Below are 26099 nucleotides of genomic sequence, written 5' to 3'. Positions count from 1 at the left end.
CCTTCCAGTCGCTGGCAGGCCGGCTGCGTCACTAGACGTGGGCGGCGGCAATAGCCCGGTCCGCAAGGATCGCTCGTTAGACCGGTTAGCGCAGACCGGGAATGTAGCGCAGTTTGTAAGCTTCTCGCTCGAAGGCGGACGAGCACGTCAGGACTTCAGCCGCGTTGCAGGACATACCCCTAACGACCCTTTTCTCTCTGAGAGGATGGCGCTAGAGACCTTGCTTCGCCTCAGCCCTGACGAGTCGATTAACCTTCGCAGCTTCAGCCCCGACGATCCGCGTAGCCGCGAGTTCATCTACGGCATCAAGAACCTCGAAGACGCGGTCTGTGCGCTCAAGCGGTTGCTGGAAAGCGGACTGTTCGTGATCGCCAACGAGACGGTGGATGTGCGCGACGGCGGCGTCTCTGGCGTCTCCCAGGGAGGGGTCCTCGAGTTCGCGCCCGACGACACGCCGCGTTGCGTCGAAAAAGACGGTGTCGCTTCGCTGCCGATCGCTTGGGGCTTGTCGATCCTTGAGACTGTATATGGCTTCAGACCCGACCTTGGCCCTACTGAAGGAGTCCGACTCGAGTTCAGCGTTCACCCCAAGCCCTGCGGGTGGCGTCAGACACATACACTGCTTTGGGAGCACGAAGCGATCGGACCCGAAAACCACCGCCCTGGGTGGACTTGGCCTAATAATTTCAGCCGGCATATCGGCGACAAGGCATTTGGCTTGCTGATGTCGCACGCTATTGGCCTGCCGACGCCCAAAACCACTGTTATCCCAAGACGGGTTGCGCCTTTCACGTTTGGCTCACCGACTGGCAGCAAAGAAGTCTGGACTCGGACCTGCCCGCGCGAACCAGAGCCAGGACTCTATACGACGGTCAAGGGATGGATTGATCCGTTCTCACTCCTTGCGCGTGAGGACTCCGGCGGGGGCGCGATTTCCTCGGTGCTTTGTCAGGCTGCTGTGCCGGCGAAATTTTCGGGTGCGGTGATCGTGACTATAGACGGCGCGCTTATTGTCGAGGGGCGGCAAGGCGAGGGCGATCTACTTATGCTCGGTGTCAACCCTCCCGAACTGCTGCCCGCCACAATTATCGCGGACGTTCATGCCGCGCATCATCGGCTTGATTCCGCTCTTGGGCCAGTGCGCTTCGAGTGGGTCCATGACGGCGACAGGGTCTGGATCGTCCAGCTTCATCTCGGGGCGACCCACAGCACCTCGAAAATCTTGGTGCCGGGCGACGCAGACGACTGGGTACGCTTTGAAGTTGCCGAAGGGCTCGAAAAGCTGCGGGCCAAGATTCGCGCTCTCCCTGACGCGACCGGGCTGAAACTGATCGGAAATGTTGGCCTCACTAGCCACATCGCGGATGTCGTCCGCAAGGCCGGACGCCCCGCGCGTATTATCGTGAGCTGAGTACCTAGGGTCCTACGTCTCCAAAGTCGCCCGGCCTACGCCATATCTCAGCGACGGCTCCGTTCACGATCCGGTGGACAGCAAGTACATGGTTTGCGACATCCGAAACGCCTCCCGTCACGACGAGCTCGACGACGGCTTTGCGTTTGTTGCCGCGTTTCAGCCTCCAAGTTTCGTAAGGGAAATCCTCGATTGCCAGAAACGACTCCGCGCCTCGCGGAGCCGGATTCATGATCGTGGATCCGCTGTTAATCGGACAGAGCAGAATGTTCTCGGCGTGCGCTTCAACTAGTGTGGCGGTATCGAGCGTCAGGACAATCTGCGGCGCATGTGCGTAAGCTGCGAGCAATGTCTGAAGTCGAGCGCGGGTCAGCCAGAAAAACACCTTCTCATTCAGCAATTGATACCAATCGATTGGCGTCAGTCCGTCCTGAAGGCACTTGTTGAGGGCCTTATCCGACATTGGCTTCTGGTCACGAACGATTGCCCCTGGCAGTCCAGAGGCGTCGATCTGCACCGATTTCGGACGCTTGATGCTCTCAAGCGCTACGCGCTCCTCCCCCTTGTACCCGTAGAGATCAAGCAGCGAGGATGTGCTAAGAAGCCCATATTGCTGGATTGATGGCCAACTTGCGTCTGCTGCCATGTGCCAAAGACGAGGGTGGAGAGCGGTGAGCTCGTCAACCGTCACTTCCAATTCCTCCGATCAATGATTCCCCGCGCCTCGAAGCGGGTCGAGACCAGGGAGACGGGCGCGTTCGCAACCCGTTCAACGCCCTCGATGAAGTCGCGGGTCTCGGTCGTGAGCTGCTCGTAACTCCTGGCCCGCTGGTTCACGTCGCTGATGTAGTCCGAAAAAGACAGCGCGATATCGGTTGCCCCGTTTAAAACTGCGGTGCGACGGACCTGCTCCCAGTCGAACTCGGCGATCCGGCGTTTCTTGCCCGATACCGTCCCAACCTCAGTTTTTTGAATTTTTTCGACCGGTAGGCCTGAGCGATGCGCGATCATCTGCGCTTCGATTGGGCGAGCCATATCGCCCGAGGTGCCGCCCACCCGTATCGGGTAAGTTCTGGTCACCATGATAACCCTTCGGACGCGGCCGGGCGCGATGCCGGCGTCGGCCAAACATCCTGACGCCGTCGTCTCTCGCGACGTGACGTAAGGGTAATCCGCGTGATGCAGGCTAAGATCGGTGCCTTGCGTCCCCTCGAGGCAGATGCGTTTCCCCTTTGCGTAGGCGCGCTCCAGCACCTCACCGCCATCGACGATAAACCGCTCGAGATCGGGAATGTCTCTCGCCAGGCGTACCTTTGCGCCGAGATGCTCTTCCTTATCGCGACCCAGAATCTTGCGCGCCGTCGCAACACCGACACCCTTTTTGGTGGAGCCGATCGCGTCCATCGAGCGCTCTTCGTACTCGATGTCGCTCGGCTCGATGATCACCGCCCGCCGATCGATAGAGAGCCGATCTGGGTCAAGCTTGAGATCTTTGATTTCCTTGAGGATCACCGGAAGGGATATTGTGGCACCCGCGCCGATCAGGATGCCGGCGTTCGGGTTGGATTGGGTGCCAGAAGGTAGCTGAACGTACGTGTACTCAGGGTGCCTAACCTTGTGTCCCGCGTTCGGGCCACCGACGCGAATGAGCAAGTCGTAATCGCGAGCGAGATATGCACACACATGCCCCTTGCCTTCGCTGCCGTACTGGCCGCCGACAACCACGTCGACGTGCCGCTCCGGCTGGAGGGGGTAGAGGCCTAGTCCCGCCACGGCCTGCGCCACGGCCGAAGCTGGCTCACAGCGCGATGAGTCGATTGCGCGATCCACGACGCCTTTGAGGAGGCGAATGCGCGCCTCTGTCGGACTCGCTTTGAGTTCTGCGTATGTGGCAAATTCCGCAATCTTTTTTTCGCGCTTGGCATAGCGTTCCTCAAGAATCTCGTCAGTTGCGTCGAGAAAGACGTGCCAGACACGGAACCGATCACCGAAGGTCCGCCTGATGTGGTCGATCTGTTTCTTGACGCGAATCGCGTCGATGATGACGACGCTGGGGCCCTCGTCCGGAAGATAAGCCGCGAGCGCGTCGGCCACCCATTTGCCGTCGGTTTCTAGATCCAGGCGCTCGCCGGCCGCCTGGAGGTCTTCCCGCTCGCTCTTAGCTCCTGAGGCGATGAGAAGATTGCGTGTCGAGAGACAATCGGCCCCGAAACGCTCTGTGAGAATGTCGCAAAATCTTGACTTCCCGACGCCAACTGGCCCGGATAACGCCAACAGCACGCGCATACGTGTCGCCTCCCCAGCCCGCGCCTATAGAACTATTATCGCCCTCGCGGAATCGGGATAATTAGCGCAAAAGGTCGGTCACGGACATCATTGTTCCCGACTGAGGATTGTAAGTCCTCAGTCGAGAGTGAACCTGTCAGTCAGACTGATTGGCGGCCCGGCGGCGTTCCGTCAAATGCAGTTTTCGTATTGTCGTCATCTGGAAGCGAGATGGACATTGCGAAGAACGCTTTTAAATTCATTTGCGTGGGTTCGTATGGAGCAGTAACCGCCCAGATTCTACCCGCCGGAGCAGCCAAGCCGCCTCAGTAAGCACGACATGCTGAGCAGACTAATCCGAATGTCCGCAACTGGTGCTTGGGCGCTGAAAGTCGCCCGGGCGCATCTCTCGGAGTTCGGTATCGTCGGCGAGAGCCATATCGACTACGACGAACGGCAGCTACCCCCGCCTCTCTTTCCTAAAAGGCGCCAGTCCGTCGCGAACGCGACAAACCCGACAACGGGGGCAACGCAGGCGTATGTCGGAGAGCGGCAACGAGCAGATTGTGCAAGTCCAGCACAATGAAGAGGTTGCGATCCGTCGATGTCACGTTAATGCGGCTGAATGTACTTGCCGCCCGTGCACGAACGCGCGACGCTGCCTGCCCCACAAGCCGCGAAGGGCGAGCGCGATCTGTTCGGCCGTCCTGACAAGCCGCGTGGCCTGGGCGCGGTCGGTCGAGGCCCGCCGAATCTCGTCGGCACCCGTCGCCAGGGCTCCTCGCGCGTGTGGCCGCATCGCGGAAGCTTTCTTCGCAATCTGCCAGCCCGGTTTCCAGTCCATTGCCGGCGACCGAAACAAGGCAATGCCTCGAAAAGCATCTGGGTATTGAATTTATTCGGCTTTTTAACTCTGGCACCCGACTTGCTTCGCCTTCGCATATCCGCGGCACCAGGAGATGCCGCCGCCTGTGGAGGAAGGCCTGATGCAAGAAACATTCTACGAGGTCATGCGCCGGCAGGGGATCACTCGCCGAAGTTTCCTGAAATTCTGTAGCCTGACAGCGGCTTCCCTCGGCCTTGGACCGGCCTTCGCGCCGAAAATAGCTTACGCGATGGAATCCAAGCCGCGCATTCCGGTGCTGTGGCTGCATGGGCTCGAATGCACCTGCTGCTCCGAAAGCTTCATCCGCTCGGCGCACCCGCTCGCCAAGGACGTCGTGCTGTCGATGCTTTCACTCGATTATGACGACACGCTCATGGCGGCCGCCGGCCATCAGGCCGAGGCGATCGTCGACGAGGTCGTCGAACAGTACAAGGGCAACTACATTCTCGCGGTCGAAGGCAATCCGCCGCTCAACGAGGACGGCATGTTCTGCATCATCGGCGGCAAGCCCTTCGTCGACCATCTCAAGCATGCCGCCTCCAACGCCAAGGCGATCATCTCCTGGGGCTCCTGCGCCTCCTGGGGCTGCGTACAGGCCGCGCGGCCGAACCCGACGCGGGCTACGCCCGTCCATAAGGTTCCCGGCCTGCCGGACAAGCCGATCATCAAGGTGCCCGGTTGCCCGCCGATCGCGGAAGTGATGACGGCCGTCATCACTTATATCCTGACCTTCGAGAAATTCCCCGAACTCGACCGGCAAGGCCGGCCGAAGATGTTCTACAGCCAGCGCATCCACGACAAATGCTATCGGCGCCCGCATTTCGACGCCGGCCAGTTCGTCGAGTCCTTCGATGACGAGGGCGCGCGCAAGGGCTATTGCCTCTACAAGGTCGGCTGCAAGGGACCGACCACCTACAACGCCTGCTCGACGGTGGGCTGGAACGGCGGCCTCTCCTTCCCGATCCAGGCCGGCCATCCCTGCATCGGCTGCTCCGAGGACGGCTTCTGGGACAAGGGCGATTTCTACAGCCGCCTGACCCGCGTCCACGGCTTCGGCATTGAGGCCGATGCCGACAGGATCGGCACGACAGCCGCGACCGTGGTCGGCGCCGCCGCGGCCGCGCATGCGGCGGCGAGTGTGGTCAAGCGGATGCGCGAAAAGGGCGGGAACAACTGATGGGCATCCGGACGCCGAACGGCTTCAATCTCGATACCTCCGGCCAGCGCGTCGTCGTCGATCCGGTCACGCGGATCGAAGGCCACATGCGCTGCGAGGTGAACATCGACGAGAACAACATCATCCGCAACGCGGTCTCGACCGGCACCATGTGGCGCGGGCTCGAGGTCATCCTCAAAGGCCGCGACCCGCGCGACGCCTGGGCCTTCACCCAGCGCATCTGCGGGGTGTGCACCGGCACGCACGCGCTCACCTCGGTGCGTGCGGTCGAGGACGCGCTGGGCATCACAATCCCGGAGAACGCCAATTCGATCCGCAACATCATGCAGCTCTCGCTGCAGGTGCACGACCATCTGGTCCACTTCTACCACCTGCACGCGCTCGACTGGGTCAACCCGGTCAACGCATTGAGAGCCGACCCGAAGGCGACGTCGGAGCTGCAGCAAGCGGTTTCGCCGAGCCACCCGATGTCCTCGCCGGGCTATTTCCGTGACATCCAGAACCGGCTGAAGAAGTTCGTGGAGAGCGGCCAACTCGGGCCGTTCAAGAACGGCTACTGGACCAACCCGGCCTATCTGCTGCCGCCGGAAGCCGACCTGATGGCGGTGACGCACTATCTGGAAGCGCTTGACTTCCAGAAGGAGATCATGACCACGCGCACGATCTTCGGCGGCAAGGACGTCCATCCCAACTGGCTGGTGGGGGGCGTGCCCTGTGCCATCAACATCGACGGTGAGATGGCGGCCGGCGCGCCGATCAACATGGAGCGGCTGAACTACGTCCGCAGCGTCATCGAGCGTACCATCGCCTTCGTCGACAACGTCTACATCCCCGACATTATCGCGATCGGCAATCTCTACAAGGCCTGGCTCTACGGTGGCGGGCTGTCGGGCAAGAGCGTGCTCGCCTATGGCGATATCCCCGACAAGGCCAACGACTATTCCGCCGCTAACCTGATGATGCCGCAGGGTGCCATCGTCAACGGCAATCTAAAAGAGGTGCTGCCGGTCGACGTGCGCGATCCCGAGCAGATCCAGGAATTCGTGCCGCACTCCTGGTACAAGTATCCGGACGAGGCCAAGGGCCTGCACCCCTGGGACGGCATCACCGAGCCGCATTACGAACTGGGGCCCAATGCCAAGGGCACACGCACCAACATCATCGAGCTGGACGAGTCGGCAAAATATTCCTGGATCAAGGCACCTCGATGGCGCGGCCACGCCATGGAGGTCGGCCCGCTCGCCCGCTATGTCGTCGGCTATGCCCAGGGCCACGAGGAAATCAAGGAACAAGTCGATTCCACGCTACGCGTGCTCGGCGCGCCGCTCAACGCGCTCTTTTCCACGCTCGGCCGCACCGCTGCGCGCGCTCTAGAAGCGCAGTGGGCGGCCCGCAAGCAGGCCTACTTCCTGGACAAGCTGATCGCCAACATCAAGGCCGGCGACTCCTCCACGGCCAACACCGAGAAGTGGGACCCGAAGACTTGGCCGGCCGAGATCAAGGGCGTCGGCTTCACCGAGGCGCCGCGTGGCGCACTGGGTCACTGGATCCGGATCAAGAACGGCCGCATCGAGAACTACCAGTGCGTCGTGCCGACCACCTGGAACGGCTCTCCCCGCGACAATGCCGGCAATATCGGCGCCTTCGAGGCCTCGTTGATGGACACCAAGGTCGAGCGCGCCGAGGAGCCGGTCGAAATCCTGCGGACCATACACAGCTTCGATCCGTGCCTTGCCTGCTCGACCCACGTGATAGGGCCGGACGGCCGCGAGCTGGCCAATGTCAAAGTGCGGTAGGGAGGGATTTTCGATGAGACGCACTGTCGTGAAACTCGGCGTAGCAGCATCGCTCGCCGCCCTTGTCGGCCCGGCCTGTGCCCATGTCGGCGCAGGCTATGCGGGCGGCGTTGCCGCGGGCCTCGCGCATCCGCTGCTCGGTCTCGACCACCTGCTCGCTATGGCGGCGGTCGGGGTCTGGTCGTCGGTCGCCATGCCGTTGCGGGTCTGGACCGCACCGGCCGCCTTCCTTATGGCCATGAGCGGCGGCGCCGCGCTCGCCTTTGTCGGCGTCGCCCTGCCAGAGATCGAAGGCATGATCGCGCTGTCGGTACTGGCGCTCGGGCTGATGATCGTTTTCGGTGCAGGTTTGCCGGGCATCGCCGGCATAGGCCTTGCCGGGTTGTTCGCGCTGTTCCACGGCCATGCGCACGCCAGCGAGGCCGCAGGAGCAACATTTGCCTATGTTGGCGGTTTCACGCTGTCGACCGCAGCACTCCACCTCTTCGGCGTCAGCGTCGGCCTCAAAATCGCGTCATCGCCCTGGCTGCGAACCAGCCTCGGCATGCTGGTCGCCGGCTCGGGTGCCGCGCTCGTCTTCGGCGGATAGGAGGCGGGCATGACCGTGAGCCATACATCTCACAGCGAAGTGGCGGTCTATGTCTACGAGGCGCCGCTGCGCCTCTGCCACTGGGTCAACGCCTTCGCGATCCTTGCGCTGGCCGGAACCGGCTACCTCATCGGTTCGCCGCCGCCATCGGTCGGCGGCGAAGCCAGCGCCAGCTTCGTCTTCGGCTGGATACGATACCTGCATTTCGCCGCCGGCTATGTCCTGATTGCTGGCTTCGCCTTCCGCATCTATTGGGCCTTCGCCGGCAACGAGCTTGCCCGGCAGATATTCCTGCCGCCTGTCTGGCGCGGCGGCTTCTGGCGGGAAGTCTGGCATGAGGCGCTCTGGTATGCCCTGCTGGTCAGGGAGCCGATTAAGTATTCGGGGCACAACCCGCTCGCCACGATCGGCATGCACATCCTGTTCGTCTGGTTCACCATCTTCATGATCGTGACCGGTCTCACACTCTACGGCGAAGGGACCGGGATGGGTTCCTGGCAGCACACGCTGTTCTCGAGCCGGGTGATCCCGCTGTTCGGCCAGAGCCAGGACGTCCACACCTGGCACCATCTCGGCATGTGGGTGATCATCTGCTTCGTCATCATCCACATCTATGTCGCGGTGCGCGAGGACATCATGTCGAGACAGACGATCATTTCCTCGATGTTCTCGGGCTGGCGGACTTTTCGGGGCAACAGTGCCCCGCGTGATTCTCACTAGGATTTTCGTGACCTCACCTGCCGGCGCGGGCGTTTGCCCGCGCCGGCTTTTTTCTTCAAGAGAGGTTGCCTTCAAGTCGACCCACACTTCGTCTCGGCTTCGCCTCGACACCGTTCGACGGGGGAGTGGAAGTGCCAACCGCAACGCCCAACGCCCTTCCTCTATCCCTTTCAGGGGCAAAGGTGCGGAGCGAGGCGCAGTGGGGTGGGCGAGTGAACGCAAACTTTTCATCGGCCTGGATGTCGGTTCTCAGTCCGGCCGATGCCGCACCCGTCAATGGAAGGATACTTTCCGTCTGTGCGATAAAATCGCAATCGCGCTTTCCATACGCGTCGTTCGCTATCCAGAGATCAATCCTTATTTCGCGACCATTGCCGGCCCCCGGCCAATTGGCCCGCCTCTTGCTGCTGGAAAGAAAAGGGTGGCAGGAGGCTTTCCCAATGAACGGCGCGCCACGGGTGCTCGTGCTCGGCATAGGAAATCTGCTATGGGCCGATGAGGGCTTCGGCGTCCGCGTGGTGGAGGAGTTCCACCGGCTCTGCGAAACGGCGGACAACGTCCGGGCCATGGATGGCGGCACGCAGGGCATCTACCTCGTCCAACATATCCGCGAGGCCGACATCCTCGTCGTGTTCGATGCGGTCGACTACGGCCTGGCGCCCGGCACGCTGAAGCTCGTCGAAGGCGGCGAGGTGCCGGCCTTCCTCGGAGTGAAGAAGATTTCGCTCCACCAGACTGGCTTTCAGGAAGTTCTCGCCATGGCCGAGATGATGGGTGACTATCCCGCCCATCTCCTTCTCGTCGGCGTGCAACCGGTCGAGCTGGACGACTACGGCGGCAGTCTCCGGCCCGCGGTGAAGGCTCAGATCGAGCCTGCAATCAAGATCGCCATTGAGTGGCTCGCCCGGCACGGCGCGACAATCGCCAAGCGCCCCGAACCGCTGGCCGAAGAAGAGACGCTCGCCTCGCGCGAAATGCGCATCGGCATCTACGAGAGCGGTCGACCCCGGCCGGAAGAGGCCTGTCGTCATGGCGACGCGCGGCTTCTCGCGAATAGTGCCTTCGCTGGCCCGGCGAATTTCGAGCGCGAGGTCGACGCGCTTTTGCAATCGTCCGGAGGGCAGGGCTGATGTGTGTCGGCGTTCCCTTCCAGGTGGTTGAATGCAGCGGCGGCATTGCCCTGTGCACCGGTCGCAGCGGCACGCGGCGCGTCGACATGACGCTGGTGGGCGACCAGCCGGCGGGTACGTGGATACTCGCCTTCCTCGACACCGCGCGCGAGACTGTCACAGCCGAGATGGCGCGCCTGATCGCCGACGCCATCGAAGCGACGGAGCGTGCGCTCGCTGGCGACGCCGACCTCGACCACCTCTTCGCCGACCTGGTCGGCCGCCAGCCGCAACTGCCGGAGCATCTGCGGCCGACGCAAGCCCTTGCACCGCAAGGCACGGAGGATGCCTGAGTCCATGTTTTCACCCGTTCTCACCATGATGATGGAGCGCCACCGCATCCCGGTGGTTGACGAGGCGAACATCGACGCATTCGACTTCACCGCGCTGTTTTTCCCCGGTGACTGGCTGCGGCTCGCCGAGAGCAACGATGTGGCGGTGATCCTGCCGGAGCTGGTGCAGGCCTTCCAGGGCGTATTCAAGCCGATCGTGGTATCGCGCGAGAGCGAGCGCAAGCTGCAAAGCCGCTATCGCTTCAACGCCTTCCCGGCGCTCGTCTTCCTGAGGAACGGCGAATATCTCGGCACTATAAAGCGCGTGCTCGACTGGGAAGACTACCTCACCGAGATCGCCGGCATACTGACGCGCGAGCCGAGCGCGCCGCCGCCTTTCGAGTTTCCCGAAGCCTGCGCGACGCATGACCGTCGCGACCACGATCATTTCCACTGAGCGAAAGCGCCGGGGAGGGCGCGCCATGGCAGCATCACTATTCCGCGGCATCGGGCCGGGTTCACAGCCGGGCGAAGAGGACGGCGGCGACTTGCAGTATATGGAAATGCCGAAGGTCATGGCGACCTCTGCGGCACCCGTGTTGCCGGAGAAGGAAAATGTCGCCGGGCTCGAAGCTGCTTTGGCGGTGCTGTCCGCGCTGGCCGAAAGCCTCGGCCGGTGCTCGCTGGATTGCGAAAACGCGGTGCATGATCTTTCTCCCCTCGACCGCGCCAATCGCGCGCTGATCGATCAGGCGCTGGGCGAAGGCGAGGTCTCGATCATCTGCGGCGAAGACCTGCAGGCTCAGGAGTCGGTGCTCGCCGGTGTCTGGCGCGTGCGCCAGACCGGACCGGATGGCAGGCTTGTGCGCGATTTCGTCGATGTCGGCGCCTTTCCCGCGGCCGTGCTGGAGAGGGCCTTCGCCGGCTGCCGCAATACGCTCGTTGGGCCGGCGACCTATCCGATGGGCGTCTTGAACGCGCCGCCGCTGATTTCAGAGCTCAATGACCGCATCCCGCTCGTCGGGCCCGGCATCGGGCCACACGTCATAAACCTGTCGCTGCTGCCGCACACTGAACAGGACCTGACCTTCCTCGACGGCCTGCTTGGCCACGGGCCGGTGGTCGTGCTGTCGCGTGGCTACGGCAATTGCCGCGTGACCACGACGGCGACGCGCGGCGTCTGGTGGGTGCGCTTTTTCAATTCGAGCGACGATCTCATCCTCAACACGATCGAAGTCACGGCCTTGCCGGAGGTGGTCCGCGCCGCGCCCGAGGATATTGCCGACAGCCGCCAGCGACTCCTCGAAATCCTGGAGGTCTACCGATGAACGACTCATTCTTTGCCGGTTCCTATGGCGGCGACAATGCCAAGATCGACCCGATGTCGCGGCTCGAATGCAGGATTTGCTGGCATGTCTACGACCCGGCCGAGGGCGACGACTACTGGCAGATCTTGCCCGGCACGCCCTTCGCCGAACTGCCGGCGCACTGGAGCTGCCCTACCTGCGACGGCTCCAAGCAGGGCTTCATGGTCGTGAACGACTGACATGGATCATTCGCAAGCCGTCGCTGCCCGTCTAGAATTCGTGTTTCAGCGGATCGAACGGACGGCCATGGGAGGAATTCCGATCCTCAACCCAGCGCTTTGCGTCAGCGCGGTGGGCGTGCGGCAGTGGCAGGGCGAATGGCTCGCGGTTCTCGTCACGCCCTGGTTTATGAACCTCGTGCTTCTGCCTTCTGGCGACGGGCAAGCGGACCCGCGCGTGCCTACGGGCACGGTTCGAGTTCATCCAGGCCTATGAAGAGGAGCTCGGCTGCTACCGCATGTGCTCGCTGTTCTCGCCGATGTTCGAATTCGCCGACCAGGAGAGTGCGCAAGAGGCTGGGCGGCAGGTGCTTGCGGAACTGTTCAATCCTGAGGCGGAAGAAGACGAAGACGGCGACATGGTCCGTGTCTGGGAAGGCCGGCTACATGAGGAAGAGGCAAGCACCTTGGACAAGTTTGAGCCAGTGGGAATACCTGCGAGCTCTCAGCCGCCGGGACTGACCCGCCGCTGGCTGTTCGGTTTGGGCGACAAGGAGGAGACCGTCGCATGAGCGTTGATGGCCGCGTCTCCATCGATCTCGTCTGCGATGGCGGTCGCGTTGTGGAAGCCATCGTTATGCCGCCGCGCCCGATTGCGCTTGGTCCGGTCGTGCGAGGCCGGCCGGCGAGGGAGGTCGTCTCGGTGATCGGCTCACTGTTCAGTGTTTGTGGTATTGCGCAGTCGGCGGCGAGCGTCGAGGCAGCCGAAGCGGCCCTGGAGATCGGGACCGACCGGCGCACGAAACAAGCGCGGCGGCTTCTTGTGCTTGCCGAGACGCTGCGCGAGCACCTGCTGCGCATTGGCTTGGATACTGCCAGTCTCGCGGGCGAGCCTGCGGACGGTAAAATCCTGCGCCGGGCTATGGGCCTGCCGCAGCGCCTCAAGCAGGCACTTTTTCCAGGCGGGGATGCATTCGTTCCGGGCGTGTGCGTGGGGATGCCGGGCGCGGAAGCCGCCGAAACGGCAGCCGAGGCGAGCTATCTAACGCAGTCCGTGGTCTACGAAGGCGAAAAGCCGCTTGGCGAGATGGATCGCGATGCCTTCGCGCAGTGGGCTTTGGAGCGCAGCACGGTTGCGGCCCGCCTCATCGCGCCGGTCTTGGCAAGGGGCTGGGCCATGGTAGGCCACCCCGAAACGACAGATGGGGGAAACGGGCATTTGCCGAAGGAAGCGTCCGCCGACACGAGTTGCCTCGCCAGGCAGGCTGGTGCGCCGCTCGTTCGCGCTTTCCTTTCCGAAAACGGTGGAGCCGGTCTGGCCGCACGGCTGGCTGCCCGCTTGGTCGAGGCATCGAAGCTGCCGGGGGAGATCGCCGGAGGGCTCGCGGCCCTGCGGGATGTCGCGGACGGGTCCGAAGTGCCTATGTGCGAAGTCTTTCGCGAAGAGAACGGGGGCCGCTTTGCCACTGCCTTCGCCGAGGCAGCACGCGGCCGGCTGGAACATCGGATTGTCTTGAACGACGGCCGTATCGCCGACTACGACATCACGGCTCCGACCAGCATTCATTTCGCGAAGAGCGGCATTGCCGCCCGCTCGCTTTCGGCGCTCGCTGCATCCAGGCGTGAAGATCTCGCGGTCCAGGCCGATCTCCTGGTCCGGGCCATCGACCCCTGCGTCGGCTACGATGTGAGGTTCCGCTGATGCACGAGATGGCCATATGCGAGAGCATCCGTGGCATCCTCGAGGAAGAGGCCGCCAGACAGGATTTTCGGAAGGTGGGCCGCGTCTGCCTGGAAATCGGGCGGTTATCCGATGTCCAGGTCGAGGCGCTGAAGTTCGGCTTCGATGTCGTCATGCGTGGCTCTCTGGCACAAGACGCAAGACTGGAAATCGTCGAGACGGAAGGCAGGGCCTGGTGCATGCCTTGCGGCCAGAGCGTGCCGATCGCGGCACGCTTCGATCCATGCCCCGACTGCGGAAGCCATCAGCTGCAGGTGACCGTCGGCGAGGAAATGAAGATCAGGGAATTGGAGGTGAGCTGATGTGCACTGTTTGCGGATGTGGCGAGGGCGAGGTCCGGATCGAGGGCAAGGCGCATGGCCATCACCATCATCACGGCCACGAAGGCCACGATCACGGCCCCCATCATCATCATCACGATCATATACACGATTGTGGCCCCGCTGGCACCCATGCGCCGGGCATGAGCCAGGCGCGGATGGTCAAGCTGGAAAAGGATATCCTTTCCAAGAACAACGAGTATGCCGATGCGAACAGAAAAATGTTCGCCGAGCGCGGCGTGCTTGCGCTCAATCTCGTCTCCAGCCCCGGCTCTGGCAAAACGACGCTGCTTTGCCGCACGATCGACGCACTGAGGGGCAAGTTGCCGATCGCCGTGATTGAGGGCGACCAGCAGACTTCCAACGATGCCGACCGCATCCGCGCCACCGGCGCGCCGGCGATCCAGGTCAACACCGGCAAGGGCTGCCACCTCGACGCGCATATGGTCGGCCATGCCGCAGATCACCTCGACCTTGCCGAAGGAGGCCTGCTCCTCGTCGAAAACGTGGGAAACCTCGTCTGTCCGGCGGGCTTCGATCTCGGCGAGGCGCACAAGGTGGTGGTGCTCTCAGTCACCGAGGGCGAGGACAAGCCATTGAAATATCCCGACATGTTCGCCGCCGCCGATCTCATGATCCTCAACAAGACCGACCTGTTGCCCCATCTCGACTTCGACGTGGAGGCCTGCATCGCCAACGCCCGAAAGGTGAACCCGCGGATCAAGGTGCTGAGGGTTTCCGCGCGCACGGGCGAGGGGATGTCGGACTGGACGGCCTGGATCGGGGCGGCCCGCGCCATGGCGCTAGCTGGCCATCCGCTGGCGGCCGAGCTCAAGGGAGCAGCCTGATGTGCCTGGCCATTCCCGCCCGCGTCGTTGAATTGCTCGACGACGACATGGCCGTGGTTGCGTTCGGCACGGTCAGGAAGCGCATCTCATTGGCCTTGGTGGCAGACGTCTCGCTTGACGATTTCGTGCTCGTCCATGTCGGTTATGCGCTCCACAAGGTGAGCTCCGAGGAGGCCGAGCGCACGCTGCAGATGATGGCCGAAGCGGGCGTGCTGGAGGAGCTGGAGGAGATTTCGGCGTGAAATATGTCGACGAATATCGCGACCAGGAGCTTGCGAAGACCATCGCCGGCGCCATCGCGACCGAGGCTGATTCGGAAAAGAGCTATCATTTCATGGAGTTCTGCGGTGGGCACACGCATGCGATGTTTCGCTACGGCGTGCAGGACCTGATGCCGCAGAACGTGCATTTCGTACACGGACCCGGATGCCCCGTTTGCGTGCTTCCCATCTGTCGCCTTGACGATGCGGTGGAACTCGCCGAGCGGCACGGGGTCATCCTTTGCACCTATGGCGACATGATGCGCGTGCCGGGCACCAAGCATCGCAGCCTGATGCGCGCCAAGGCTGACGGAGCGGATGTCCGCATGGTCTATTCAACGCTCGATGCCTTGAAGATCGCGCGTGAAAACCCCGAGCGGCAAGTCGTCTTCTTCGCCATCGGCTTCGAAACCACGACGCCGCCGACGGCCGTCGCGATCAAGAGGGCGGAAGCCGAGGGGTTCAAGAATTTCAGCGTGTTCTGCAACCATGTGCTCACGCCGGCCGCGATCTCTCACATTCTTGAATCGCCGGAAGTGCGGGAGCTGGGCATCGTCAAGATCGACGGGTTCCTGGGACCTTCGCACGTCTCCTCCGTGATCGGCTCGCAGCCATTTGAATTCTTTGCTGAGGAATTCCAGAAGCCAGTTGTCATCGCCGGCTTCGAGCCGCTTGACGTCATGCAGTCCGTTCTGATGCTGATCCGGCAGGTCAATGAAGACCGGCACGAGGTCGAGAACGAATATACCCGCGTCGTGACCGAGGAGGGCAACCTCAAGGCGCAGGCACTGGTGAGCGCGGTCTTCGAACTGCGCAAGACCTTTGACTGGCGCGGCCTCGGCACCGTGCCCTACAGCGCCCTGCGCATCCGCGACGCTTATGCCGATTTCGACGCCGAGAAGCGCTTCGAGCTGTCGGTCAAGGCTTCGCGCGAGGTGACGTCCTGCGAATGCCCGTCGATCCTGCGCGGGGTGAAGAAGCCGACCGACTGCAAGCTGTTCGGCACCGTGTGCACGCCGCAGAACCCGATTGGCTCATGCATGGTCTCCTCCGAGGGCGCCTGCGCGGCCTACTGGACCTATGGCCGTTTCCGCGAGCCTAAGCCGTTGGAGGCGGCGAAATAGTGAGCGCGAACGATCCCAGGCTAGCCGTAACCACCTCGTCGGTCCGCGGCGTGGTGGACATGACGCATGGCGCGGGCGGCCGCGCGATGGCCGAGCTGATTCGGGATATTTTTCAAAGACATCTGGCCAACGAGTTCCTGGCCCAGGGCAACGACGCGGCCCTGCTCGGCACCGTCTGCGGACGCCTGGTGATGGCAACGGACGCGCATGTCATCTCGCCCGTGTTCTTTCCGGGTGGGGATATCGGCGCGCTGGCGATCCACGGCACGATCAACGACGTCGCCATGATGGGCGCGCGGCCGCTCTGGCTGTCCGCGTCCTTCATCCTGGAGGAAGGTTTTCCGTTGGCCGAACTGGAAAGAATAGTTGTTTCAATGGCTTTTGCCGCACGGGAAGCGGGCGTGCCCGTGGTTGCGGGCGACACCAAGGTGGTGGAGAAGGGCAAAGGCGACGGCGTTTTCATCTCCACGACCGGTGTTGGCGTGCTGGCGGACGGCACTGACGTCTCCGGAAGCAATGCCCGGCCGGGCGATGCAATCCTTGTCTCCGGCACCATGGGCGACCACGGAGTGGCTATCCTGTCGAAGCGAGTACACCTTGATTTTGAAACGGAAATCATCTCCGACAGCCAACCGCTGCACGATCTGGTGGAGGCGATGCTTGCTGCCATTCCCGGTATCCGGGTGCTGCGTGACCCCACGCGCGGCGGATTGTCGGCGACGCTGAACGAAATCGCGCAGCAGTCCAAGGTCGGAATAGTAATCCGGGAAGCGGCGGTTCCGGTGAAGCCGGAGGTCGCGGCGGCGTGCGAACTGCTCGGCCTCGACCCGCTGAACGTTGCCAACGAAGGCAAGCTGATCGTCATCTGCGCGGCGCAAGATGCGGAGACTTTGCTCACCGCGATACGCGCTCATCCCAAGGGCCAGGATGCCGCAATCATTGGCGAAGTCGTCGCAGACCAGCATGCGCTGGTGCGGATGAAAACGAGACTTGGCGGTATGCGCGTGGTCGACTGGATCGCCGGGGAACAGCTTCCGAGGATCTGCTGAAGATGCGCATTCTGCTTCTCGTCACCGCCTTCAACGCCTTGAGTCAGAGGATTTTCGTGGAGCTTGGCGAGCACGCACACGAGGTCTCGGTCGAGATGGACGTCAACGACGAGCGGACCATCGAGGCTGTAGATCTGTTTCGGCCGGACCTCGTCATCGCCCCCTTCCTGAAGCGCGCAATCCCGAAAAAAGTCTATGAAAACCAATGCTGCATGATCGTTCACCCAGGCATTGTCGGCGACCGCGGCCCCTCCGCGCTGGACTGGGCGATGATGGACGGGGCGACGCAGTGGGGTGTCACGGTGCTGGAAGCGGCGGCCGAAATGGATGCCGGGCCGGTCTGGGCCAGTGCCTCCTTCGCGGTGCGAAAGGCGACGAAATCGAGCCTCTATCGTAACGAGGTGACCGACGCGGCGGTGACGGCGGTGCTCGAAGCGATCGCGCGGTTCGAGCAAGGCGAAAAGCCAGTTGCCCCGGAGGAACAATCTGTTGCGCCCCTGGGCCGGTGGCGGGACGCGATCAAACAGGCGGACCGGCGGATCGATTGGGCTGCCGACACGACCGAAACGGTGCTGAAGAATATCGCAGCAGCGGACGGCGCGCCGGGCGTGCGGGACAATCTTTTCGGCGAAACGGTCTTCCTTTTCGACGCGCGAGAGGCACGTGAACCAGGCGGCGACGTGCCTCTCGCGCGGGGTGAGCGGGGCAAGATATCGCTCCTGGAGCCGGGAGCGGTCGTTGCCAGAAGCGGGCCGGCGATCGCCCTCGCCACCGTCGACGGCGTGTTGTGGATCGGCCACGTCCGGCACCCCAATTCGCCACACCCGTTCAAGCTGCCGGCGACCATGGCCTTCGCGAAGGAAGTTGCAGGCCTGCCGGAGATCCCGCTCAATTCACCGGGGGGGTATCAGGACATCATCTACGAAGAAAACGGTGCCGTCGGCTATCTGCACTTCCCCTTCTATAACGGTGCAATGGGAAAGGACGCCTGTCGAAGACTTTTGGACGTTTATACAAAAGCGACGGAGCGTCCGACCAGGGTGATCGTGCTGTGCGGAGGACCGCAGTTCTGGTCCAACGGGCTCGACCTCAACCGGATCGAGGCGGCCGACAGCGCGGCCGACGAGTCCTGGGTCAACATCAATGCCATCGACGACCTCGCCGAGGCGATCATCCGCACGACAAGCCACATCACCGTAGCAGCGCTTGCCGGAAATGCGGGAGCGGGTGGCGTGTTTCTCGCCCGCGGCACCGACCAGGTCTGGATGCGCTCGAGCGTCATCCTCAACCCGCATTACAAGGACATGGGCAATCTCTACGGCTCGGAGTTCTGGACCTACGTCCTGCCGAGCTGCTGCGGGACTGAGAATGCCCGCCGGATCGCGGCGGCGCGTCTGCCGATGGGCGCGAAGGAGGCGCTGAATCTCAATCTGGCCAACCGGGTGTTCGCGGGGGCAAGCGAGCTGTTTATGGCGCAAGCGAGGGCGTCGGCTGCCGCGCTGGCCGGGAGCGCAGAGTTTCCGCGGTTGCTCGCCGAAAAACAAGCCCAGCGCGCAGCCGACGAGGCGGCCAAGCCGCTTTCAGCCTATCGCAAGGAGGAGCTTTCGCGGATGCGCCGCAATTTCTACGGCTTCGACACGAGCTACCACGTCGCGCGGCATAATTTCGTGCACAAAGTGCCGAAGTCGCGCACCCCAATGACGATCGCCCGCCACCGCGACGTCGCCTGGCAGGCCGGCCGGGACGGGAGGAGGAAGGCATCGTGAGCGACCGGCCGGGCATCTTGATCGTCGACGACGAAATCCGCTTGCTGGAGGCGCTGTGGCGCATCCTCAGCGAGGATTTCGACGTGCCGTGCATGGTGTGCACGGTGCACTGATGGGCGCGCTGCTCGCCGAGCCCGCAGTGGAGGGACGCCTGGTCCGGGTGACGGGGCTGGTGCAAGGCGTCGGCTTCCGGCCGACAGTGTGGCGCATCGCGACCGCTATGGGGCTGTCGGGCCATGTCCGCAACGATGCTGCAGGCGTGGAGATCGCGCTGTGGTGCAGTGATGCCGAGTTCGAGACCTTCGCGGACAGACTAAAGGCGCAATGCCCGCCGCTGGCGTGGATCGACGGGATCGAGGCGGCGACGCTTGAGGGGCCGCGGCCGGCGGGCGGCTTCGCTATTGCGGCGAGTGCGGGCGGGCCGGTGAAGACCGGCATCGTGCCCGACGCCGCCTGCTGCCCGCAATGTCTTGCGGAAGTGCTCGACCCCAAGGACCGGCGCTATTTCTACCCGTTCGCCAATTGCACGCATTGCGGTCCGCGGCTGTCGATCGTCAAGGCTATCCCCTATGACCGCCGCTCGACCGCTATGGCACGATTTTCGATATGCGAGGAATGCCGGGCCGAGTACGAAAATCCGGCCGACCGCCGCTTTCACGCCCAGCCGATCGCCTGCCCGGCCTGCGGCCCGCGCGTCTGGTTGGAAGGTCCGGACCGCGTCGTGGTCGGCGCCGGCCCGCAGGCGGTGATCCGGAAAACGGCGGCGCTGATCGGGGAAGGGCGGATCGTCGCGATCAAGGGCATCGGCGGGTTCCATCTCGCCTGCGACGCGACGGACGAAGCGGCGGTGGCGCAGCTGCGCGCCCGCAAGAAACGCGACGGCAAGCCGTTCGCGCTGATGGCGCGCGACTTGGAGCAGCTTGCCGAATTCGCGGAGCTGTCGGGCGAGGAGCGCGCCGCACTTGCCGCGCGAGCGGCGCCGATCGTGCTGGTGAAGCGCTGTCACAGCTGCGGCGTTGCGGGGGGCGTGGCGCCGGAGAACGAGCGGCTCGGTTTCATGCTGCCCTACACGCCGCTGCATCATCTCTTGCTGCGGGCGCTGGACGGTCCGGTGGTGATGACCTCCGGCAATCGCTCGGGCGAGCCGCAATGCACGGACAACCACGAGGCGCGGCAGGAGCTTGCCGGGATCGCCGACTTCTGGCTGATGCACGACCGCGAGATCATCAACCGGCTCGACGACAGCGTTGTGCGCAGCGACGGCCACGGCATTTCGGTGTTGCGGCGCGCGCGCGGTTTCGCGCCGGAGCCGCTGGCGCTGCCGGCGGGCTTCGATGGCCCAATCAGGGCGCTGGCTGCGGGCGGCGACCTAAAGGCCGCGTTCTGCCTGGCGGGCGATGGCAAGGCGCTGCTGTCGCAGCATCTCGGCGACCTCGAGGAGCTGAAGAACCAGGACGCGTGGGGGCAGGCGTTGGGGCTGTATCGAAGCCTGTTCGACACGAAGCCGGACCTCATTGTGGCCGACCGGCATCCGGGCTACCGTTCGACCCAGCTTGCCATGGAGCTTGCCCGTGAGACCGCGGCGAGGTTTGTGCAGGTCCAGCACCATCACGCGCATCTCGCCTCGTGCCTTGCCCAGCACGGCCGCGCAATCGACGCACCGCCGGTGCTCGGCATTATCCTCGACGGTCTCGGATACGGCGATGACGGCACGATCTGGGGCGGCGAGTTCCTGCTCGGCGGCTATCGAGGGTTCCGGAGGCTGGCATATTTCGAGCCGGTCGCCATGCCCGGCGGCGACAAGGCCAGCGTCGAGCCGTGGCGCAATGCCTATGCGCATCTGCGGGCGGCTTTCGGTCCGGATTTCCTGGCCAAGCTTCCTGCCGATCGGCCCTTCGTCCGCGCCCTGGCCGAAAAGCCGCTTGGCGTACTGGACCGGATGATCGAGAGGGGCGTCAATGCTCCGCTTGCCTCCTCGGCGGGGCGCCTTTTCGATGCCTGCGCGGCATTCCTCGGCATCTGTTTCGAACGCCAGAGCTACGAGGGGCAAGCCGGCATGGAGATGGAGGCACTCGCCAGCCCGTTCATGGATGCGGCCGAGGCTTGGCCAGAAACCTCGCCGAAGGGGCCGGCTATCTCTTGGAAAGGTCTTTGGGAAGGGCTTCTTCGCGATCAGGCTTCGGGCGTCAAAACCGGGCTGATTGCCGCGCGCTTCCACAGGACGCTGATAGAGATCATCTCGCGGAAGGCCATCGGACTCACTAAGGAAAACGGCGTCGGCACGGTCGCACTGTCCGGTGGCGCTTTCCAGAATCAGCTGCTGCTCAAAGGCGTACTCGCCGAGCTCACAGTTGCAGGATTGGAGGGGCTGGCGCACGCAAGCGTTCCCGCAAACGACGGTGGCCTGGCGCTCGGCCAGGCAATGATCGGCCTGGCCCTTTCGCATTGAGACCAATCGTTGAAGAAAAAATATCAGCATCGTCCATATAAGGCGGTGCGCATTGTGACGAGCGGCGGCCAGCTTGGCGCATTTCGTCCGGGCCGTAAGTGGCTCATCTGCGCGCATCGCCGGGTAAAAGGACTTAGCCAGGAATGATGCTCCGAAAAGGAATCGTCGAGGACAGCCCTCCAAGCCGCGCAGCCAAGCAGCGTTTCTCGAATGGCTCTTTTTAGGCCGCCGACAATGCGCGTTCCACGCCTTCGGACAGTGAGAAGGATGCGAGACGGCGCGTCGGTTCGAGCGGCCCTGTTCGCAATCACGAACACGACCGAAGGAAAAACCGTAGCGGGCTGCGAATTCCTTCTGCGTCATCCCAATTTCCGGCGGATGGCACGCACATCGACCGTTGCGTTCTTTAGTTTGGCGGCGTCAGCGTTGGCGTATGCAAGAGCTTCCGAGCGCCCTGCAAAATCCTCGATCCTGCCTTGCTCATTTTCCACTCCTGATCTTCTTCACTTGCGCTGGCGCTTCAAGAACTGCGCTGATGATCGGGCCGTCACCAAGCCCAACCGCGCTCGCTCGGGCTGCGCAACCCTGACCAGCTTCGCCCGGCGAGCGCTCACCGTCCCGGATCAATGAAGGGGGCCCCTTTGCGCGCCGATCCGGGGTCCCCATTCCGGGCCGATTGACAGTCGGTCAAGGAGACTGGCAAGAACGGTCTCCGGTCGCCTGGTGAGATGGCGTTTCCGTTGGCGACAGATGCCGACCTTTTCCAGGACCGCCATGGCCAAGCTGCGGTGCAGCATCCCATGGCGGTGATGTGTGACTGCGTGCCCCAGCGCCAAAGGCTGTTGCGGCATGTATTTTCAATGCTCCATTACGCGCATGAACCACCCCTGACAAAGATTGCCTCCCGGCGACTTTGGACCTCTATTCGCTGAAATTCAGAATCATGGTTCAGCATAGTGGATTTCGATGAGCGACGTCGATTTCAAAATCAATGAAAGGCGTCCGCAAATTACTATGGGAAATCTAAATCATATACTTCTCACACGAGGGCGCCATCGTTCTGCTGCGATCTAACGACAGGCATTACTAGGCATCTTTCGGTTTGGAATAGCGAGGGCGTCTCTTTGATATCCATCAATTTGGTGTCCTATCGGTACCCATAATCAGGTTCCTCTAAAGGGGGCTTGGCAGGCGCTTTAACTATTGGCTATAATGTGTACCATGAGTGCACCGCGTGAAGATAAGCTAAAGAATGTTCTGAAGGCCGTCCCGGCTGGCTTTATCGTGGATGCGCACTGGCTGGAGGCCCAAGGCGTCAGCCGTTTCCTGACGCGCAAATATATAGAAAGCGGTTGGCTGCAGCGCCTCGCGCGCGGTGTTTTCCGCCGCCCGGCACCGCAGCCGGTTCCGCTCGACTGGCCGACCTGTCTGCTCTCACTCCAGCACATCATGAACTACAAGGTGCACGCTGGCGGCACCACGGCCCTCGGCCTACAGGGCTACCGCCATTATCTTCCGCTCGGCAGCCCCGCCCCGGTCTGGCTCTACGGCAACGACATACCCACCTGGCTGCAGCGCCTTCAACTGGACGCGCCGCTCACAACACGCAATCTCTCACTGTTCAGCGAATCGGCCCTCGGCCTTGCCGACAACAAATCCGCCAGCACCGTAACGCTGCCCTGGGGCTGGGCGCTCCGCCTGTCCTCGCCCGAACGCGCGATCCTGGAAGCGCTCGAAGAACTACCTGCCAACGAAAGCTTCCACAATCTCGATATCGTGTTTGAGGGACTTTCCACGCTGAGTCCCCGCCGCCTCGCCGCCTTGCTGCAGAGCTGCAGCAGCATCAAGGTGAAACGCCTGTTCTTCGTGTTCGCCGACCGCCACAAACATGCCTGGCGCGAGCGTCTCAATACTGACGATTTCAATTTGGGAACAGGGGACCGCGCCCTTGTGAAAGGGGGAAGGATACATCCCCGCTATCGCATCATGGTCCCACCGGAGTTTGCCGAAACGCCAAAAGGAGCTGCCGATGGCCCGTGACGCCTATGCCGCGCAAGTTGCTCTGCTGGTGCGCCTGCTTCCCTTCATCGCAGATGAGGAAGTCTTTGCGCTGAAGGGCGGGACCGCTATCAATCTCTTCTACCGCGACATGCCGCGCCTCTCGGTCGATATCGATCTGACATACCTGCCGGTGCGGGATCGCGCGGAAAGTCTGGCGGACATTGACGAAACCCTCGACCGGATTGTCGCCGCCGCCAGCCGCGGCATCCCGCGACTCGATGCCCGCCGGATAGAGGGCGGCGGCGGCGGCGCCACCCGTATCAAGGCACGGCTCGACGGCGCCGAAGTCAAGATCGAGACCTCGCCTGTCACGCGCGGGGTTGTGCATGATCCAGAACGCCGCGAAGTGTCAGCGGCCGTAGAAGATGAATTCGGATATGCATCCATCCAGGTCGTATCGTTTGAGGACCTGTTCGGCGGCAAGCTTCATGCTGCCGTCGATCGCCAGCATCCGCGCGATCTGTTTGACGTAAAACTACTTTACGAGAACGAGGGTTTCACCGACGCGCTGTTCCGGACGTTTCTGGTCTATGTAGCCAGCTCCCCACGACCAGCGCACGAGCTGCTTTCACCGGGCCTGAGCAAACTGGATGAACCGTTTGCTCGTGAGTTCGTCGGCATGACGACGGTACCGGTCACTCTCGAAGAGCTCGCTGAGACAAGAGACCGGCTGTTCGCAGACTTACGGAAGCGGATGGATGCCGATACGCGCAGGTTTCTGACCAGCCTGCATGAGGGGGAGCCGGATTTCGAGGCGATCGGTCTACCGCAGGCAGCATCCCTCCCGGCGGTACGCTGGAAGCTGCTGAACCTGAACAAACTCAGCGCTGAGAATCCTGAGAAGCATAAGGCTCACAGGGAAGAGCTCGAAAAGCTATTCAGCTGAAGGAGAAACGAACAAATGAAAATGAAGGCTTCCTGGCGCTTCGACACACCCGGTCCTATGCCGCCGGAAGCGGTGCGTGAGTTCGACACTCTCATCGGCAAAGTCGTGGTCCAAGGAAACCGCTGGCATATGCTCGAACATTTCAAGGGGATATTTCGGGGCATCGGGCAGCAGCTCTTCTGAGAGCTGGGCAGAATCCGACCTGAACACTTTCATGTGGCAGACAGCAGAGAATGCGCCGCTATTCATCGAAGCCTTTTACGAGGGGTGTGAGGCGCTGCGCAGCGACGACATTGCGGTCCCTGATGTCGGCCGCATGAACCGCATTCTAAGTGAGCACGGCATCGGATACGAGATCAGACCGCCAGAACTGATCGCCGTCGGCCTTCATCAACCAATCGCTGTACCCGAGCGCTATCAGTCGCTCGATGAACAGGCGCAGGACATTGTGCAACAATCGCTCCAGCAATCCGAGAGGCTGCTCGCCGAAGGGCATCCCCGGCAGGCCGTCCAGGAAATTCTGTGGCTGATGGAATCGGTTGTAACGGCTTTCAAAGGCCTTAGCACCGGCAGTACCACGATCGAAGAAAAGTACTTCAACAAGATCGCGCAGGAACTCCGGACCAAGAAGAAGGGACAAACGATCGAGCAGGTTCTTGCCTGGCTCACTACACTACACGGCTATCTTTCGTCACCGACAGGCGGTGGGGTCAGGCATGGCGTTGACCTTAAGAGCGGCATCACGATCAATGTCGATGAAGGGCGCCTCTATTGTAACCTGATCCGCAGCTACGTGACATTCCTGATGGCTGAGCATTATCGGATGAGCCGGCGCGTCCAAGAATAACCGCGAAGTCTTGTCGCGAAGGGTCGTCAAATCGCCTCTGCTCCAACAGGCCCCCAGCTCTCCGACCCAGCCGTAGGGTCTCAAGGATCGCCAACCGACACTTTCTGTCGCCTTTGTCGGGTCCGCTACACAGGCTTGTTCAGGCAATCGCATGTCTGGCCTCGGCCTAAGCCGTTGAAAAGCAAACACTAAGTTTTTCTCTGGTCCGATCAGCCAGTTGGCACGAATCTTGAGACCCTTCGTTGCGAGGCGGCAAGAGCTGCCCATCGGCATTTATGTCGCGGGCAGCCGCGATGGATGGAACGAAGGAAGGAAATCTATAATGTCAGGTTTGCGTCAGATTGCCTTTTACGGCAAGGGCGGCATCGGCAAGTCCACCACCTCCCAAAATACGCTCGCCGCCCTTGTCGACCTCGGGCAGAGGATCCTCATCGTCGGCTGCGATCCGAAAGCCGACTCCACCCGCCTGATCCTGAACTCGAAAGCGCAGGATACGGTCCTGCACCTCGCCGCACAGGAAGGTTCGGTCGAAGACCTTGAGCTCCAGGATGTGCTCAAGGTCGGCTATAAAGGCATCAAGTGCGTGGAGTCCGGCGGCCCCGAGCCGGGTGTCGGCTGTGCCGGCCGCGGCGTCATCACCTCAATCAATTTCCTTGAGGAGAACGGCGCCTATGACGATGTCGACTATGTCTCCTACGACGTGCTCGGGGACGTGGTGTGCGGCGGCTTCGCGATGCCGATCCGCGAGGGCAAGGCCCAGGAAATCTACATTGTCATGTCTGGCGAGATGATGGCGCTCTATGCCGCCAATAACATCGCCAAGGGCATCCTGAAATATGCCCATTCGGGCGGCGTGCGGCTCGGCGGCCTGATTTGCAACGAGCGCCAAACCGACCGCGAGCTCGACCTCGCCGAAGCGCTGGCTTCCAGGCTCAATT

At 62.5% G+C, this 26099-nt stretch carries 25 protein-coding genes and 1 pseudogene; 24 read left to right on the top strand and 2 right to left on the bottom strand.

Translation table 11 applies throughout. The annotated features are described in order from the left end of the window. Positions 1 to 205: 205 nt before the first annotated feature. Positions 206 to 1411 (top strand): hypothetical protein, encoded by a 1206-nt coding sequence (locus B5V02_RS18655; protein ID WP_245446005.1) that lies wholly within the window; start codon positions 206 to 208, stop codon positions 1409 to 1411. Positions 1412 to 1415: 4 nt separating this feature from the next. Here B5V02_RS18655 and B5V02_RS18650 read toward each other — a convergent pair whose 3' ends face one another. After that, positions 1416 to 2102 carry a DUF7002 family protein gene (locus B5V02_RS18650; RefSeq protein WP_245446003.1) on the bottom strand — a complete coding sequence of 229 codons (687 nt, stop codon included), beginning with the start codon at positions 2100 to 2102 and terminating at the stop codon, positions 1416 to 1418. Then, positions 2099 to 3697, bottom strand: a complete 1599-nt coding sequence (locus B5V02_RS18645; RefSeq protein ID WP_111545613.1) for an adenylosuccinate synthetase — start codon at positions 3695 to 3697, stop codon at positions 2099 to 2101. Before B5V02_RS18645 ends, B5V02_RS18650 begins: the two co-directional genes overlap by 4 nt. 965 nt (positions 3698 to 4662) lie before the next feature. Between B5V02_RS18645 and B5V02_RS18635 the strand changes: the two genes are divergently transcribed. The 23 genes and pseudogenes from B5V02_RS18635 to B5V02_RS18525 all read left to right on the top strand — a co-directional run. Further along, positions 4663 to 5739, top strand: a complete 1077-nt coding sequence (locus B5V02_RS18635) for a hydrogenase small subunit (RefSeq protein WP_111545650.1) — start codon at positions 4663 to 4665, stop codon at positions 5737 to 5739. After that, entirely contained in the window at positions 5739 to 7535 is a 1797-nt protein-coding gene (locus B5V02_RS18630; RefSeq protein ID WP_111545611.1) for a nickel-dependent hydrogenase large subunit, read from the top strand. Before B5V02_RS18635 ends, B5V02_RS18630 begins: the two co-directional genes overlap by 1 nt. Positions 7536 to 7548: 13 nt before the next feature. Next, positions 7549 to 8124: a HupE/UreJ family protein gene (locus B5V02_RS18625; RefSeq protein WP_167458555.1), complete on the top strand. Its 576-nt coding sequence runs from the start codon at positions 7549 to 7551 to the stop codon at positions 8122 to 8124. Between the two features lie 9 nt (positions 8125 to 8133). Continuing rightward, the gene (gene cybH, locus B5V02_RS18620; protein ID WP_111545609.1) at positions 8134 to 8844 is read left to right on the top strand and encodes a Ni/Fe-hydrogenase, b-type cytochrome subunit; all 711 of its coding nucleotides are present in this window, start codon (positions 8134 to 8136) and stop codon (positions 8842 to 8844) included. Between the two features lie 440 nt (positions 8845 to 9284). Beyond that, positions 9285 to 9974 carry a HyaD/HybD family hydrogenase maturation endopeptidase gene (locus tag B5V02_RS18615; protein WP_111545608.1) on the top strand — a complete coding sequence of 230 codons (690 nt, stop codon included), beginning with the start codon at positions 9285 to 9287 and terminating at the stop codon, positions 9972 to 9974. Continuing rightward, positions 9974 to 10306: a HypC/HybG/HupF family hydrogenase formation chaperone gene (locus B5V02_RS18610; RefSeq protein WP_111545607.1), complete on the top strand. Its 333-nt coding sequence runs from the start codon at positions 9974 to 9976 to the stop codon at positions 10304 to 10306. The genes B5V02_RS18615 and B5V02_RS18610 overlap by 1 nt, the downstream gene beginning before the upstream one ends. Positions 10307 to 10310: 4 nt before the next feature. Then, positions 10311 to 10742, top strand: a complete 432-nt coding sequence (locus B5V02_RS18605) for a thioredoxin domain-containing protein (RefSeq protein ID WP_111545606.1) — start codon at positions 10311 to 10313, stop codon at positions 10740 to 10742. A 25-nt stretch (positions 10743 to 10767) separates the two neighbouring features. Continuing rightward, positions 10768 to 11613 (top strand): hydrogenase expression/formation protein, encoded by an 846-nt coding sequence (locus B5V02_RS18600; protein WP_111545605.1) that lies wholly within the window; start codon positions 10768 to 10770, stop codon positions 11611 to 11613. After that, a complete protein-coding gene (locus tag B5V02_RS18595; protein ID WP_111545604.1) occupies positions 11610 to 11831 on the top strand; it encodes a rubredoxin in 222 nt (73 codons plus the stop codon). Before B5V02_RS18600 ends, B5V02_RS18595 begins: the two co-directional genes overlap by 4 nt. A 1-nt stretch (position 11832) precedes the next feature. Further along, a pseudogene (gene hybE / locus B5V02_RS18590) lies at positions 11833 to 12382 on the top strand ([NiFe]-hydrogenase assembly chaperone HybE). Continuing rightward, a complete protein-coding gene (locus tag B5V02_RS18585; protein ID WP_111545603.1) occupies positions 12379 to 13512 on the top strand; it encodes a hypothetical protein in 1134 nt (377 codons plus the stop codon). Before hybE ends, B5V02_RS18585 begins: the two are co-directional and overlap by 4 nt. Next, entirely contained in the window at positions 13512 to 13853 is a 342-nt protein-coding gene (gene hypA, locus B5V02_RS18580) for a hydrogenase maturation nickel metallochaperone HypA (RefSeq protein ID WP_111545602.1), read from the top strand. The genes B5V02_RS18585 and hypA overlap by 1 nt, the downstream gene beginning before the upstream one ends. Then, complete coding sequence (gene hypB, locus B5V02_RS18575) at positions 13853 to 14719, top strand: hydrogenase nickel incorporation protein HypB (RefSeq protein ID WP_111545601.1); 867 nt, start codon at positions 13853 to 13855, stop codon at positions 14717 to 14719. The genes hypA and hypB overlap by 1 nt, the downstream gene beginning before the upstream one ends. Further along, positions 14719 to 14961, top strand: a complete 243-nt coding sequence (locus tag B5V02_RS18570) for a HypC/HybG/HupF family hydrogenase formation chaperone (RefSeq protein ID WP_111545600.1) — start codon at positions 14719 to 14721, stop codon at positions 14959 to 14961. The genes hypB and B5V02_RS18570 overlap by 1 nt, the downstream gene beginning before the upstream one ends. Next, a complete protein-coding gene (hypD, locus tag B5V02_RS18565; RefSeq protein ID WP_111545599.1) occupies positions 14958 to 16103 on the top strand; it encodes a hydrogenase formation protein HypD in 1146 nt (381 codons plus the stop codon). The genes B5V02_RS18570 and hypD overlap by 4 nt, the downstream gene beginning before the upstream one ends. Beyond that, positions 16103 to 17152 carry a hydrogenase expression/formation protein HypE gene (gene hypE / locus B5V02_RS18560; protein ID WP_111545598.1) on the top strand — a complete coding sequence of 350 codons (1050 nt, stop codon included), beginning with the start codon at positions 16103 to 16105 and terminating at the stop codon, positions 17150 to 17152. Before hypD ends, hypE begins: the two co-directional genes overlap by 1 nt. A gap of 2 nt (positions 17153 to 17154) precedes the next feature. Beyond that, the gene (locus B5V02_RS18555) at positions 17155 to 18918 is read left to right on the top strand and encodes a hydrogenase maturation protein (protein ID WP_111545597.1); all 1764 of its coding nucleotides are present in this window, start codon (positions 17155 to 17157) and stop codon (positions 18916 to 18918) included. A gap of 112 nt (positions 18919 to 19030) precedes the next feature. Beyond that, positions 19031 to 21367 (top strand): carbamoyltransferase HypF, encoded by a 2337-nt coding sequence (hypF, locus tag B5V02_RS18550; protein WP_111545596.1) that lies wholly within the window; start codon positions 19031 to 19033, stop codon positions 21365 to 21367. A gap of 1221 nt (positions 21368 to 22588) precedes the next feature. Next, positions 22589 to 23407: a type IV toxin-antitoxin system AbiEi family antitoxin domain-containing protein gene (locus tag B5V02_RS18540; protein WP_167458554.1), complete on the top strand. Its 819-nt coding sequence runs from the start codon at positions 22589 to 22591 to the stop codon at positions 23405 to 23407. Next, the gene (locus B5V02_RS18535; RefSeq protein ID WP_111545594.1) at positions 23397 to 24314 is read left to right on the top strand and encodes a nucleotidyl transferase AbiEii/AbiGii toxin family protein; all 918 of its coding nucleotides are present in this window, start codon (positions 23397 to 23399) and stop codon (positions 24312 to 24314) included. Before B5V02_RS18540 ends, B5V02_RS18535 begins: the two co-directional genes overlap by 11 nt. 15 nt (positions 24315 to 24329) lie before the next feature. After that, entirely contained in the window at positions 24330 to 24497 is a 168-nt protein-coding gene (locus tag B5V02_RS41660; RefSeq protein ID WP_245445999.1) for a hypothetical protein, read from the top strand. 31 nt (positions 24498 to 24528) lie between these two features. Beyond that, entirely contained in the window at positions 24529 to 25161 is a 633-nt protein-coding gene (locus B5V02_RS18530; protein WP_245445997.1) for a hypothetical protein, read from the top strand. Positions 25162 to 25483: 322 nt separating this feature from the next. Beyond that, on the top strand, positions 25484 to 26099 hold a 616-nt coding region (locus B5V02_RS18525), incomplete at its 3' end, for an AAA family ATPase (RefSeq protein WP_111545593.1).

It is taken from the genome of Mesorhizobium kowhaii, assembly GCF_003253745.1.
GTDB lineage: Bacteria > Pseudomonadota > Alphaproteobacteria > Rhizobiales > Rhizobiaceae > Mesorhizobium > Mesorhizobium kowhaii.
The sequence above is the reverse complement of the archived record's forward strand: the minus strand, read 5'-3'. Positions and strand labels throughout refer to the sequence as shown.

Coding starts and splice junctions, on each gene's coding strand:
- B5V02_RS18655 (WP_245446005.1), top strand. CDS start 206: ATGGCGCTAGAGACCTTGCTTCGCCTCAGCCCTGACGAGTCGATTAAC.
- B5V02_RS18645 (WP_111545613.1), bottom strand. CDS start 3,697: ATGCGCGTGCTGTTGGCGTTATCCGGGCCAGTTGGCGTCGGGAAGTCA.
- B5V02_RS18635 (WP_111545650.1), top strand. CDS start 4,663: ATGCAAGAAACATTCTACGAGGTCATGCGCCGGCAGGGGATCACTCGC.
- B5V02_RS18630 (WP_111545611.1), top strand. CDS start 5,739: ATGGGCATCCGGACGCCGAACGGCTTCAATCTCGATACCTCCGGCCAG.
- B5V02_RS18625 (WP_167458555.1), top strand. CDS start 7,549: ATGAGACGCACTGTCGTGAAACTCGGCGTAGCAGCATCGCTCGCCGCC.
- cybH (WP_111545609.1), top strand. CDS start 8,134: ATGACCGTGAGCCATACATCTCACAGCGAAGTGGCGGTCTATGTCTAC.
- B5V02_RS18615 (WP_111545608.1), top strand. CDS start 9,285: ATGAACGGCGCGCCACGGGTGCTCGTGCTCGGCATAGGAAATCTGCTA.
- B5V02_RS18610 (WP_111545607.1), top strand. CDS start 9,974: ATGTGTGTCGGCGTTCCCTTCCAGGTGGTTGAATGCAGCGGCGGCATT.
- B5V02_RS18605 (WP_111545606.1), top strand. CDS start 10,311: ATGTTTTCACCCGTTCTCACCATGATGATGGAGCGCCACCGCATCCCG.
- B5V02_RS18600 (WP_111545605.1), top strand. CDS start 10,768: ATGGCAGCATCACTATTCCGCGGCATCGGGCCGGGTTCACAGCCGGGC.
- B5V02_RS18595 (WP_111545604.1), top strand. CDS start 11,610: ATGAACGACTCATTCTTTGCCGGTTCCTATGGCGGCGACAATGCCAAG.
- B5V02_RS18585 (WP_111545603.1), top strand. CDS start 12,379: ATGAGCGTTGATGGCCGCGTCTCCATCGATCTCGTCTGCGATGGCGGT.
- hypA (WP_111545602.1), top strand. CDS start 13,512: ATGCACGAGATGGCCATATGCGAGAGCATCCGTGGCATCCTCGAGGAA.
- hypB (WP_111545601.1), top strand. CDS start 13,853: ATGTGCACTGTTTGCGGATGTGGCGAGGGCGAGGTCCGGATCGAGGGC.
- B5V02_RS18570 (WP_111545600.1), top strand. CDS start 14,719: ATGTGCCTGGCCATTCCCGCCCGCGTCGTTGAATTGCTCGACGACGAC.
- B5V02_RS18555 (WP_111545597.1), top strand. CDS start 17,155: ATGCGCATTCTGCTTCTCGTCACCGCCTTCAACGCCTTGAGTCAGAGG.
- hypF (WP_111545596.1), top strand. CDS start 19,031: ATGGGCGCGCTGCTCGCCGAGCCCGCAGTGGAGGGACGCCTGGTCCGG.
- B5V02_RS18540 (WP_167458554.1), top strand. CDS start 22,589: ATGAGTGCACCGCGTGAAGATAAGCTAAAGAATGTTCTGAAGGCCGTC.
- B5V02_RS18535 (WP_111545594.1), top strand. CDS start 23,397: ATGGCCCGTGACGCCTATGCCGCGCAAGTTGCTCTGCTGGTGCGCCTG.
- B5V02_RS41660 (WP_245445999.1), top strand. CDS start 24,330: ATGAAAATGAAGGCTTCCTGGCGCTTCGACACACCCGGTCCTATGCCG.
- B5V02_RS18530 (WP_245445997.1), top strand. CDS start 24,529: ATGTGGCAGACAGCAGAGAATGCGCCGCTATTCATCGAAGCCTTTTAC.